Annotated in this window: 9 protein-coding genes, 1 tRNA gene and 1 pseudogene; 5 read left to right on the top strand and 6 right to left on the bottom strand. The window is 73.0% G+C overall.

The window, feature by feature from the left end; genetic code table 11:
* Window positions 1–57: 57 nt before the first annotated feature.
* The 4 genes and pseudogenes from ACTIGN_RS11230 to ACTIGN_RS11215 all read left to right on the top strand — a co-directional run.
* A pseudogene (locus tag ACTIGN_RS11230) lies at window positions 58–231 on the top strand (HEAT repeat domain-containing protein); the annotation flags it as partial.
* 39 nt (window positions 232–270) lie between these two features.
* Complete coding sequence (locus ACTIGN_RS11225) at window positions 271–930, top strand: c-type cytochrome (RefSeq protein WP_439623808.1); 660 nt, start codon at window positions 271–273, stop codon at window positions 928–930.
* A gap of 258 nt (window positions 931–1188) precedes the next feature.
* Window positions 1189–1713: an RNA polymerase sigma factor gene (locus tag ACTIGN_RS11220; RefSeq protein ID WP_439623806.1), complete on the top strand. Its 525-nt coding sequence runs from the start codon at window positions 1189–1191 to the stop codon at window positions 1711–1713.
* Window positions 1710–5615 (top strand): serine/threonine-protein kinase, encoded by a 3906-nt coding sequence (locus tag ACTIGN_RS11215; protein WP_439623804.1) that lies wholly within the window; start codon window positions 1710–1712, stop codon window positions 5613–5615. The genes ACTIGN_RS11220 and ACTIGN_RS11215 overlap by 4 nt, the downstream gene beginning before the upstream one ends.
* A 171-nt stretch (window positions 5616–5786) precedes the next feature.
* Here ACTIGN_RS11215 and ACTIGN_RS11210 read toward each other — a convergent pair whose 3' ends face one another.
* Window positions 5787–6074: an RNA recognition motif domain-containing protein gene (locus ACTIGN_RS11210; RefSeq protein WP_439623802.1), complete on the bottom strand. Its 288-nt coding sequence runs from the start codon at window positions 6072–6074 to the stop codon at window positions 5787–5789.
* Between the two features lie 418 nt (window positions 6075–6492).
* On the opposite strand from ACTIGN_RS11210, the gene ACTIGN_RS11205 reads away from it, so the two are divergent.
* Window positions 6493–6852: a hypothetical protein gene (locus ACTIGN_RS11205; protein WP_439623800.1), complete on the top strand. Its 360-nt coding sequence runs from the start codon at window positions 6493–6495 to the stop codon at window positions 6850–6852.
* Between the two features lie 158 nt (window positions 6853–7010).
* Here the strand turns inward: ACTIGN_RS11205 and ACTIGN_RS11200 are convergent, their stop codons facing one another.
* The 5 genes from ACTIGN_RS11200 to ACTIGN_RS11180 all read right to left on the bottom strand — a co-directional run bounded on the left by ACTIGN_RS11200 (window position 7011) and on the right by ACTIGN_RS11180 (window position 12220).
* Window positions 7011–7889: a YihY/virulence factor BrkB family protein gene (locus ACTIGN_RS11200; protein WP_439623798.1), complete on the bottom strand. Its 879-nt coding sequence runs from the start codon at window positions 7887–7889 to the stop codon at window positions 7011–7013.
* Window positions 7890–8083: 194 nt separating this feature from the next.
* Window positions 8084–8383 (bottom strand): hypothetical protein, encoded by a 300-nt coding sequence (locus tag ACTIGN_RS11195; protein WP_439623796.1) that lies wholly within the window; start codon window positions 8381–8383, stop codon window positions 8084–8086.
* A gap of 700 nt (window positions 8384–9083) precedes the next feature.
* Window positions 9084–9156, bottom strand: a tRNA-Glu gene (locus tag ACTIGN_RS11190).
* Window positions 9157–9206: 50 nt separating this feature from the next.
* The gene (locus ACTIGN_RS11185; protein ID WP_439623795.1) at window positions 9207–10703 is read right to left on the bottom strand and encodes a hypothetical protein; all 1497 of its coding nucleotides are present in this window, start codon (window positions 10701–10703) and stop codon (window positions 9207–9209) included.
* A 167-nt stretch (window positions 10704–10870) separates the two neighbouring features.
* Window positions 10871–12220, bottom strand: a complete 1350-nt coding sequence (locus tag ACTIGN_RS11180; protein WP_439623794.1) for a DUF1501 domain-containing protein — start codon at window positions 12218–12220, stop codon at window positions 10871–10873.
* Window positions 12221–12343: the final 123 nt, after the last annotated feature.

Here is a 12343-nt window from a genome sequence, read left to right as displayed (position 1 = left end):
TGGTGGTGACATCTGACCACCGCGATGTAAGCACCTGAGGTTGCGGAAAGTGCAGATTCTAAGGAGAACGGCGAAGATCGCCGGATCGCAATTCAACTCCTGCTCACACGCAAGAATCCCGAGTTCGCCAAGACGCTCCGCACGCTTCTCGATGATCCGGCGGTTCGCACGGCGGCCATTCGCGGACTCGCCGCCTTCGCCGATGCTGAGACACCGGCGGCCATCATCAAGGCGTATCCGAAGTTCACCGCGGAGGAGAAACTCGACGCGGTGCAAACACTTGCCGCCCGCAAGGAGTGGGCGAACGAGCTTCTCGACGCCGTCGAGAAGCAGCAGGTACCGCGGGCCGACATTCCCGTCACGACCGCCCGTCAGATTCTCGCGCTCAATGACAAGGCACTGTCACAGCGATTGGAAACCGTGTGGGGCAAGATCGGCGTTGCGTCGAAGGAGCGGGCCGCACTCACGAAGAAGTGGAAGGAACTGCTCACCGAGGACACGCTCGCGAAGGCGAGCGCCGCGAACGGTCGTGCGCTGTTCGCGAAGCACTGCGGGGCGTGCCACAAGATGTTCGGCGAGGGGCAGGCGGTCGGGCCGGAACTCACCGGCTCGCAGCGAACGAGCCTCGATTACGTGCTCGAAAACGTCCTCGACCCCAGCGCCGTCGTGCCGCGCGAGTTCCAGATGGTGAACTTCACCACGGTCGACGATCGCGTCATCTCCGGCATCGTGCTCCGCGAGACGAAGGACGCAATCACCGTCCGCACGACCAACGACACCGTCGTGCTGCCGACCGGCGACATCGCCGCCCGCAAGCAGACGAACGTGTCGATCATGCCCGACGGCCTGTTCGACCAACTGAAGCCCGACGAGGTCCGCGACCTGATCGCGTTCCTACGGGCCAAGGAGCAAGTGCCGCTGCCGAAGTGACTGCGGAATGCTCGGTCGAAAACCTGTCGAGAACCGCTGGGGTGGTTGGCGGTCCGCCACGAAGGGGCGGCCCCTACCGGACGATTCGCCTCTGGTTCGCACGGGCCGCCCTCCGTGGCGGCCCGTGCCATTCGAGCCACCAGCACCAGCGCCCAACGTCCAACTACGGAACCGCTATTTGTCTCGCCCGGACTCGCGACTAAAAAACCACCTGTTGAGCGCCCGTGGCGCTCGCGGTCGCGACGGGGAGGGGCGGGCGTGACGTCAGGAACTCCGAACGATCCGGGGGAAGCCGGCCGCCGGGTGCGACTGGTCGAGGAGGCGCGGCGGGGCTCTCCCGACGCGCTGGGCCGGCTTCTGGAGTTGTTCCGACCCGACGTGCTCGGGTTCGTCCGCGCCGATCGTGCGGGCCAGCCGTCCCGGGCCGGCGGTGCCGACCTCGTGGAGCAGACGCTCCTGGCGGCGGGGCAGGGCCTCGGGCACTTCGAGGGCACCACGGACACGGAACTGGCCGCGTGGCTCCGCGCCGTCTTCGACCGCACCGCGGCGGCTTCTGGGGAGCCGGATGCCGGGACCGGTGCGGCCCCCGGCGAGCAAGCGGAGGCCGTCGAACGCGCCGTCGCACGCCTGCCGGAGGCGTACCGCCAGGTGATCGACCTGCACAACCGCCGGCACCTGACCTTCGCGGAGATCGCCCCCGTGGTCGGGCGCTCGCCCGAGGCCGTCCGCCGACTGTGGGCCCGGGCCGTCGAGAAACTCCAACGCGAACTCGGGCTGTCATGACGCACGCCCCCGACGACGAACCCATTGACCCGCGGTACGTCGACCTGGTCACCGGCCTCGACGCCGCCCTCGCCGACCACGGGCCCGACGTGGGGTGGGACGCGCCGACCCTGCCCCGCGACCTGCGGGTGCCCTTCGAGCACGCCCGGGACTGCCTGGTCCTGCTGGCCCGGGTCTGGCCCCGGCCCGAGGCGCCGGGGGCCGCTGCCCCGGCCCCGGCCGGGCCGAGCCCCCTCGCCCTCTGGATCCGCAACCGCGTCACGCCCGAGGGAATCCGCCACTTGAAGGAGGAGGTCCGGACGCTCGCCGGGCGGTTCCAGATCGAGCGGCGGCTGGGCCGGGGCAGCTTCGGCACGGTGTACCGGGTCCACGACCCGGTGACCCGCGGCCCGCTCGCCGTCAAGCTCCTGCACCGCGTCACCCCCGAGGGGGTCGGCCGGTTCAAGCAGGAGTTCCGGACGCTGGCGGACGTGGCCCACCCGAACCTCGTGACGTTCCACGAGCTGATCGGTGCGGACGGCGCGTGGTTGATCACGATGGAACTCGTGGACGGGACCGACCTGCGGTCCCACCTCCGGGCCCGCCCGGGGGACTGGGACCGCCTGCGGGCCGTGCTGCGCCAGCTCGCGCTGGGCGTAAACGCGATGCACGGGAACGGGATCCTGCACCGGGACCTCAAGCCCCACAACGTCCTCGTCACGGACGCGGGGCACGTGAAGGTCGTCGACTGCGGCATCGCGACCTACCTCGCCGCCCAGGACGGCCGGCCGACGTACCTCGCGGGGACGGCCGGCTACATGTCCCCGGAGCAGGCCGGGTGCCTGCCGCTGGGCCCGGCCAGCGACTGGTACAGCGTCGGGGTCATGCTGTACGAGGCGCTCGCCGGCACGCGGCCGCTCGCGGAGACGGCCACGGAGGTGCTGCGGGGCCAGCGGGCGCCGGCCCCCGTCGCGCCCCTCCCCCCGGGCGTTCCGGGCGACCTGGCGGCGCTGTGCGAGGCCCTGCTGTGCCGCGACCCAGCGGGGCGGCCGAGCGGGGCCGAGGTGCTGCTGCGGCTCGGCGGCCCGGCGCCGGCGGGGGGCGGCACCGCGGCCGCCGGGCCCGCCCCGGCGTTCGTGGGTCGGGCGGCGGAACTGGCCGAACTCCACCAGGCGTTCCGGCAGGTGGGCCGGCGGCACGCACAGGTGGTGTGCGTCCACGGCCCGTCGGGGATCGGCAAGAGCACCCTGATCAGGCAGTTCGTGGAACAACTCCGGGCCGGCGGAGACGCGGTGGCCCTCGTCGGCCGGTGCCACGAGCGCGAGTCGCTGCCATTCAAGGCGTTCGACGGCCTGGTGGACGCGCTGGCGCGGTTCCTTCAGGACCCGGCAGCGGGTGCCGTTGCGGCCGTGCTCCCGGCGGACGTGGGCCTGCTGGCGAAAGTGTTTCCGGCGCTCCGAACGGTCCCCGAGGTCGAGCGGTGCGCCGCCGCGGCCCCGGAGGTGCCCGACCCGGTGGACTTCCGCCGCCGGGCGTTCGGGTCGCTGCGGGATGTCCTGGGCCGGCTGGCTCGGGACCGCGCGGTCGTCCTCGTGATCGACGACCTGCAGTGGGGTGACGAGGACAGCGCGCGGCTGCTCGTGGACCTCCTCGCGCCGCCCGACCCGCCCCCCGTCCTCCTGCTCGGGTGCTGCCGCAGCGAGAACCTGGCGACCAGCCCGTTCGTCCGGTCGCTGGCGGCGACCGCGGCGGTCCCCGGGGCCGCCCTCCGCGTGCGGGAGCTGGAAGTCGGCACCCTGTCCGACGCCGAGACGCGGGCCCTGGCCGCGGCCCTCCTCGGCACCGAAAACCCGCCGGAGCGGGCGGCGCTGATCGCGCGGGAGTCGGGGGGAGTGCCCTTCTTTCTGGAGCAACTCGCGCGGTCCGTCTGGACGGCGGCGCCGGCGGCCGGCCGCGACGCGAACCTGGGCGCGGTCATCCGTGCCCGCGTCGATCAGTTGCCCGCCGACGCCCGCACCCTGCTCGAAGCCGTTGCCGTCGCGGGGCGGCCGGTGCGGCAGCACGACGCCTACGCCGCCGCCGGCATCGGGCTCCAGCGCCGGGACGCGCTGACGGCGCTCCAGGCCGGGCAGTTCGTCCGCACGACCGGGCCGGGGGCCGACGACCTCGTCGACGCGTACCACGCCCGCATCCGTGACGCCGTGTCGGCGGGCCTGGGGCCGCAGGCGGTGGCGCGGCATCACCTCCGGCTGGCGGTGACGCTGCGGGACTCGGGGCGCGGGGACCCTGAGGCGGTCAGCGACCACTTCCTCGGGGCGGGGGAGCACGCCACAGCGGCCGAGTTCGCCGAGCGGGCGGCGGACCAGGCCGTCGCGGCCGTGGCGTTCGACCGGGCGGCCCGCCTGTACCGCCGCGTCCTGGAACTGGCCCCGGCGACTCCCAGGTACCCCGAGGTGCGCCGCAAGCTGGCCGACGTCCTCGCGCACGCAGGCCGCGGGGCGGAGGCCGGTCCCGAGTACCTGGCCCTGGCGGCCGGGAGTTCCGGGCCGGAGCAGATCGACCTCCGCCGCCGGGCGGCGCACGAGTTCCTGACGGCCGGCCTGTTCGAGCAGGGGTACGGGGTCGTCGAAGCCGTCCTCGCCGCGGTCGGGACCGGCTACCCCAGGACGCCCCGCCGGAGACTGCTCGCGCTCCTCTGGCAGCGCGCGCGCCTGTGGCTGGGCGGGTACCGCTTCCGGTGCTCCCCGGGGCCGGTCGCCGCACCCGACCGCACCCGCCTGGAGGCCTACTGGACCGCGTTCGTGGCCATGGGGAACACCGACAACCTGCGGGCGATCGGGTTCGCGACCCGGCACCTGCGCCTGGCGCTGCGGGTCGGCGACCCGAGGCACCTCGCGATCGGCTTCGCCGGCGAGGCCTTCGTGATCGGGGTCGAGCCCTCGCTCCGCCCGCGGGCGCGGCAGTTCCTGGCGACCGCCGAGGAGTTGGCCGGCCGGTCCCCCGACCCCTACCCCGCGGCCCTTATCGCCGTCGTCAGGGCGTTCCTCGCCGTCATGGAGGGGCGGTGGCGGGACACGGTCGCGCTGTCCGACGCGGCCGTAGCGATCTGCCACCGGCAGTGTCCGGGGGCGCAACCCGAGACGTTCAACGCCCGGCTCTCGACGTTCCACGCCCTGTTCCACCTCGGGGAACTCCGGGACCTCGCGGGGCGGCTCCCCCCGCTCCTCCGCGAAGCCGACGCCCGGGGCGACGTCCTCCTGTTCGTGTTCCTGCGGACCGGGTGCTGCAACGCGGCGTGGCTCGCGGCCGACGACCCGCGCGGGGCGCGGGCCGAGGCGCGCGCCGCGACGGACCGGTGGCCCAGCCGGGAGTTCCACTTCCCGCACTACTGGGCGCTCGTGGCCGAGTGCCAGATCGACCTGTACGAGGGCCGCGCATACGACGCCCACCGCCGGCTCGAAGAGCGGTGGGCCGCGCTCGCCGGGTCGCACCTGCTCCGCGTCCCGATCATTCGAATTGACATGTGGAACCTGCGGGCCCGGTGCGCTCTCGCGAGGGCGGCCGCAGCCCCGGACCCCCGGCCGTTCCTGCGGGCCGCCGAGCGCGACGCCCGGCGCATCGAGCGGGAGCGGGCGGGGTGGTCCGACCCGGTCGCTCGCCTGCTCCGGGCGGGGGTCGCCGCCGTCCGGGGCGACGCGGCGGGTGCCGCGGGGCACCTGGCGGCCGCGGCCCGCGACCTCGACGCGGCCGACATGGGCCTGTACGCCGCGGCCGCCCGGCGGTGCCTGGGCCGCATCCGCGGTGGCGAGGAGGGGGCCGCTCTCGTGCGGGCGGCCGACGCGTGGATGCACGCGCAGAACATCCGCCGGCCGGACCGGATGAGTCACATGCTGGCGCCCGGGTTCCCCGCGGGCCCCGGCTGATTTCCTCCCCGACCGCCCCGGGGGCACCCGTGGGCACGAATCCCTAAGCGGTGAAGCAGGCGAGGTGCAACGCCACCCGCACAGGCCACGAACCCGGCCCCGCGGACCCGGCCAACGAAAAAGCCCCCCGCAGAGCGGAGGGCCTTCGAGTGTCGCACGACCCGGTCGGGGTCAGTAGCGGCTCGTGCCGCCCGAGCCGCCGCTCGACCGCGGCCGGTCCTCGCGCGGCTTGGCCTCGTTCACGGTCAGGTTCCGGCCCTGGAACTCCCGCGTGTTGAGTTCCTGGATGGCGAGGTCCCCGCCGTCACGCATCTCGACGAACGCGAACCCCCGGCTCCGCCCCGTCTCCCGGTCGGTGACCACCTGGGCGCTCGACACCTGCCCGTACTCCCCGCACAGGGCGGTGAGGTCGTCCGACGTGGTGCCGAAGGCCAGGTTCCCGACGTACAGCTTCTTCAAGAGATACCTTTCGCGGCCGTGTCCCGGCCGCTAACTGAAAACACACGGTCCCGGCGGCACGGCGCCGCAGTGGACAGACGCCGAACCGGGTCGGGCGTACGAGCCTGACCCCAGCGGCAGCACCGGTTGTTCGATCGGGGTACGTCGTCGGAGGTGGGGCTCAGAGCAGCGGTACCGGGACAGAGCAGGACGGGGGCAGCGAGTTCGTCGTCTCGGGCGGAATCGTTATTCCGCCTTCCATGCCACTATACGGTACCGACGCACGCGGTCCGACCGGAATCCCGTTATTATTCCCGGCCCTGCCCGGGACGGACGAGCGTCGCCCGCGGGGAGGCACAACGGGGCCGCCCGCACTTGCGTCGGCCGCGGGGGCGGCGTATGTGTCCCCCGCGGCGCGTGCCGCACGGAGATGGTTGCCATGGCTGACAGAGAGTTCCCGGTCCTGGTCGGGGTGTTCGGCGACCGGGTGAGGGCCGAGCGCGCGGCCACCGAACTGCGGGCCGAGGGGTACGGGGACGACCAACTGGGCGTCGTGTGGCCCGGCGCGGGCGGGCCGTGCGGGATTGGCGGCCTCGGTGCCGTCGCGGGGGAAGGGGTCGCGCCCCACCTGGCCCTGCTCGGGGTCGGCGGGGACGCGTCGGCCTACTACCAGCGCGAGGTGGCGGCGGGCCGCTGCCTGCTCCTCGTCGGCGGGGCGTCCGGTCCCGGGCACGCCCGGACGGCGATTGGCAGGAACTGCGGGTCGTTCCGCCTCCCCGAGGAGGCCCGGGCGGCTTGAGCGGGGGTCCGGGGGCACCACCGGTCCGTCACGACACACCGAACCGAGGCCGGCGCGGTGCGGTACGCGCCCCGTTCCGGGTCGTGTTCTTCATCCTCGTCGCGGTGCCCGTCGTCGGCCCGGTCACGGGCCGGTGGGGTGCGTGGCTCGGGCCGGGCCTACCCGCGGATGAGCTCGGCACCCTCGGTCGGCAGGATCGCCCGGCCCGCGCGGCGGGCCGTTACCTTGGTCACCTCGGCCCCGAACACCAGCACCAGTGCCGAGAAGTAGATCCACACGAGGAAGGCCATCAGCGAGGCCGCGGCGCCGAACCCGGACAGCGCCCCCGTGTGCCTCAGGTACACCCCGATTAGGTACTTCCCCGCGGTGAACAGGGCCGCGGTCAGAAGGGCCCCGGCCCCCACGTCGCGCCAGCTCAGCGTGGTGTTCGGCAGGTACTTGAAGATCATCGCGAACAGGAGGGCCTCGGCCCCGAACAGGGCCACCGCGTTGGCCGCCGCCCCGGCGGCCTCGGCCCCCGGCACCGCTCCCGCGGCGTACCGCCCCCCGGCCTCGGTCGCCGAGGTCAGGACCAGGGACGCCAGCATCAGCACGCCGACCGCGACGCCCATTCCGAGCGACGTCAGGCGGGCCAGCGCGAACGTGCGGAGCGGGCGGCCCGGCTTCGGCCGGACCCCCCAGACGTCGTTCAGCGCCTCCTGCATCTCGGCGAACACGCCCGTCGCCCCGACGAGGAGCGTGACCAAGCTGACCGCGACGGCCACGGGCCCCGCCCCCGGCCCGTGCGCGTTCGCAACGGCCCCCTCGACCGCGGCCGCGGCCTGCTCCCCCACCAGCCCGGCGAGCCGCTCGGCCACCTCGCCACGGGCCGCGTCCGTCCCGTACACCGCGCCGGCGATCGCGAGGGCGATGACCACGAGCGGGGCGAGCGACAGGGCCGTGAAGAACGCGAGCGCCGCGGCGATCCGCGGGGCCCGGTCGTCCAGCCACGCCTCGCCGGCCTCCCTGACGACGTCCCACACCACACGGAGTCGCATATCGTTCTCGCCCGAGGTGCGTTCGCCCGGTCGCCCGGCGGGGTGCCGGGGGTGGTGTCACGATAAGCAAACGCGCGGCCCCCGCCCATTTGTCCCCCGGGGTACTTCGAACGGCCGAGGTCGGGGCGTTCAGGGCCGCTCGGCCCTGGCGGGGCGGGACTCGCCGATCCGCAGGCGGCACCGCGACCTCTCGCTCACCGGCCGCGGACCCGCAGCCGCCTGATGTCCTGGGCCTTCCAGGCAGCGGTGGCGATGAACGCGGCCCCCAGGAACGCTAGCGGCACGGTGAACGCGAGCGGAGTCGCCCGCCCGGTCAGGTCCGCGACGAGCCAGACGGTGTTCATCACGATCCAGCAGTTCAACCCCAGGTCGGCCAACCGGGTGCCCCGCTTCTGCCGCCAGCCGAGGACGAGGAACCAAACCCCCGTGACGACGGTCAGCGCGGCGAAGGCGTAAGCCGGCCACGCCAGCTTGCACATCCAAAGGGCGTCCATCGTGAACCAGGCTACCGAGTTCAGCGGATCGACGACCCGATTGGCGAACGACGTCGGGGCTTGATCCCCGCCCCCCGACCCCGGTCCGTCGTGTGGGGATTCCGGCTCTTGCATCGGTGGCACCTCGGGGGACGGTCGGTCACTCACTTCTTGCCCTTCTTCTTCGGGGCGGGCTTCTTTGCCTCGGGCTCCGCCGCCGGCAGAGTCCCCCCGCTCCCACAAACGCCTGGCAGGGGACGCCGGGCGCGGCCGCCGACGAGAGGACCGCTGCCCACCGGGGGCGCGGTGCCCTTGCCCTTGTGCCGACGTGGTCGGACGTGAACTTTGGGGTGGGGCGGGTGACGATACCGGGTAGCCAGCCCAGGCACATCCCGGCAAGGAGCACGCGTCGCGCCAAACGTCGCCGATCTTCGCCGGCCTGCGGCCGTACCTCGACGGGGCTTCGAACTGACCGCCCACGGGCCGAGCGGGTGAGCGTCGAGGTACCTTCGCACGCGACTGCTGCGGCTCGTCGAGCGGGCCGGCCTGAACCCGTGGCCGCGGGTGTTCTCCAGGGCCGCCGGCGAGGGCGGTGCAGATTCCGGCGCGGACGGTAGCGGGCACAAAAAGACCGGAGCGGACAGAGTCGATCGGGTTGCTTGATATCAAGCGTCCCGAACTGCTCTGTCCGCTCCGGTCTTCTCAAGTCTCGCCGACCAAGTGACCCTACCGGGATTTGAACCCGGGTTTTGGCCTTGAGAGGGCCACGTCCTAGACCACTAGACGATAGGGCCTTATCGCATCTTTGTAGCGCCGCGTGGCCCCGGCGTCAAGGGCTGGTCCGTCACTTCCCGCCGACGAGGGGCACGTCGGCGAGCGCCAGCGGCACCTCGACGGCGCGGGCCTGCGTCCCCCAGAACGACACCACCGCGGGCGGCCCGTGCCCCTCCTTCTCGCGGTGCAGTTCGAACTCGAGCCGGAACACCCGCCGCTTCGCGTCAGTGTCGATCTGGTTCGCCCCGCTGCTGAGCCCGAGCGTGTACGGCTTGCCGGCGGCGTCGGTGACGCGGAGCCCGTAGACCGTGTGGTTCCCGGACCGGGCGCCGCCCTTCGCGCCGGGCAGGTCGTCGTCCACGTTCGCGGCCCGCACCGCCGTCATGTCGTAGGCGAGGCGCACGCTCGCCACCATGCGGCCTTGCACGTCGGTCGAATAGGTCACCGAGACCTCGGTGCCGCCCGCCCCGGTGCCGGTCGCGGCCTTGCCGGCCTCCAGGTCGCGGACCTCGCACAGCGGCTCGACCCCGGTGCGGACGGTCGCGAACACCGAGACGCCGAGTTCCTTCGCGGCCGCTGTGGGCTTCTCGGGCTGCTTGAACCGCACCACCGCCTGCCGGGCGTTCGGCCGGAACCCGCCGGGCAACACGAACGCCGAGCCGGTGTCGCGGGCCGTGGTGAAACTGCCGTCGGGATTGCGGATGAGGATGGTGCCGAAGCGATCCGCCAGTTCGTCCTTCGTTGCGTCAGGGAAGAACTCGGGGGCGAGCTTCCCGCCGGCGGCGTCGGTCGCGCGTGTGACCTTGGTCGCAGCGGTGCCCTCCCACTGGAGCCGCGGCTCGGGCCACGCCTGGAGCAGTGCGGTCGGGTGCGGGGTGGCGAGCGGCAGCACGTTTTTCGGGAACGGCACCGCCTCGACCAGTACCGCGCCGCTTACTGCGAACGGCCGCTTCGGCGCACCGTCGCGGGCCTCCAGCACGACGGCCCGGTCGCGGTCGGCGGCGATCCGCACGCCGGGCTTCGCGCGGCCCAGGTACGGCACCGCGCCCGGGGCGACGTACCCGCCGACGCCGGCGATCTGCGCGTCGGCCGCGTCGCACACCTTCAGCACCGCGTCCCAGAACGCGACCTTCCCGTTCGTGGAGACGGTGACCTTCTTCGAAGCGAGGTCTTCGGGCTTCACCCCGCCGGTCACGACCTCCCACTTCACCTGCTTGGAAAGCTCCGCGAGGACGGCGTCGAGCGGCTGGTCCCGGGCGTCGAGTTGGACGAGCGAGGGGGCGAGGATCTTATCGTTGGCGAGGCGGCGCTCGGCCTTTCGCAGTAACTCCTGTGCGCGGCGGGCGGTCTCGGGGTTGTCCGACTTCGCCCCGGCCCGTAGCTCCTCGATCGCGGCTGAACCAAGTCCGTCGAGTCGCTTGCTCGCGGCCTCGCGTTCGAGGAAGTCCTGGCTGCCGAGTTGCGCGACGAGTCGGGCCGCCTCGGTCGGCCTCGCGGCCGCCGGCTCATCTGCAACGCCGAGCGCGAAAGCGAGGAGCAGTGCCGGGACGGGCAGGAGGTGGCGCATGGGTGACCCAGCGGGCGTAGCGTGCGGCGGGCACTCCAGCGTACCCGAAACGAAACCGCCGGGGCAAGCGCCCCGGCGGGGTGGGTTACATTTGGGGCGCGTGAGTCTCCGAGAGTTGAATCGCGCCCAAGACTCGGGGGGCTCACGCACCCCCGCTCGCCAAATCATCATCCCAGCAGCTTCTCGACCAACCGGCCCTCGCGGAACAGCGACATCGGGCGGCCGGTCGGGGTCTGGAGTTCGGTGCCCAGGTCGATGCCGAGGTTGTGGAAGATCGTGCTCGCCAGGTCGTCGGGGGTGCAGGGGTCGGTCGCCGGGGCCGTGCCGCTCGCGTCGGTCGTCCCGTGGGCGTACCCGCGCTTGAACCCGCCGCCGGCCACCACCGCCGCCATCGACCGCGCCCAGTGGTCGCGGCCCGCGGTCTTGTTGATCTTCGGGGTCCGGCCGAACTCGCCGGCGCACATCACGATCGTGCTGTCGAGCAGCCCGCGGTCGTCCAGGTCCTCGACGAGCGCCGAGAGCACCTGGTCGACGGTCGGGGCGAGCCGGGTCCTGTGGGCCTCGAACGTCTTGCCGTGCGTGTCCCACCCGCCGAGGCTGACGGTCGCGAACCGCACGCCCGACTCGATGAGCCGCCGGGCCGCCAGCGCGCCCTGGCCGAACGGCGTGGGGCCGTACATCTCGCGGGCCGCGGCCTTCTCGGCGCCCAGGTCGAGCGCCTTGCGGGTCTTGTCGCTCTTGAGGATCTCGAGGGCCTGCTGGTGGAACGTGTCGAGCCCGTCGACGAGTTCGTTCGACCGGTCGAGGCCGGCGAACCCGCCGTCGAACTTGCGGAGCAGCACGTCGCGCTTCTCGAGGTCGTCGAGGGTGAACGTGCCCTTCAGGGTGAGCCCGCGGACGCTGAACCCGCCGCCCTTGGCCGCCCCGTCCTTGCCGCCGCCGCTGCCCTCGATCATGAACGGGTTGTACCCGGTGCCGAGGTAGCCCGCGAGGCCCGCCGACCCGTTGCGGAGGTCGCTGAACGTGACGTACGGCGGCACCCCGAGTTCGGTCTTTAGCAGCTTGGCGGCGATCGAGCCCATCGCCGGGTACTGGAGCGCCGCCGTCGGCTTGTTGCCGGTGGTCATGAACACGGTCGCCGGGCCGTGGCTCGGGATCGTGTGGTACAGCGAGCGGACCACGCTGACCTTGTTGGCGACCGCGGCCATCTTCGGCAGCGTCTCGGCGAACTGCACGCCCGGGGCGCTGGTGGCGATCGACTTGAACTCGCCGCGGATGCCCTCGGGGGCGTCGGGCTTGTTGTCCCACATGTCGATCGTGGCCGGGCCGCCGGCGAGCCACAGCAGGATCACGCCCTTGGCCTTGGGTTTCGCCGCGCCGAGGTCGCCCTTGGTCGCGGCCGCACGGGCCTCGGCGGCCAGGACGCCGGGGAGCGTGAGTCCCAGCGCGGCGGCCGAGCCGACGGTCAGGAAGTCGCGGCGGTGGAACCCTTCGCAGTCCGTTCGCGTGATCGACATGGCAGCGTCTCCGGCGGGGGTAGGGGCGGGGTTCGTCGAGCCACGGGGGTCACCCCCGGGGTGGCCGGCTCCGCACCACGGGGGTGAACCCCGTGGCTCGAAAGCAGGGGGGCAGTGGTTCAG

Origin of the sequence: Gemmata sp. (assembly GCF_051859125.1) — a bacterium.
Taxonomy (GTDB): Bacteria; Planctomycetota; Planctomycetia; order Gemmatales; family Gemmataceae; genus Gemmata.
This window is presented reverse-complemented; position numbering and strand designations above follow the sequence as displayed.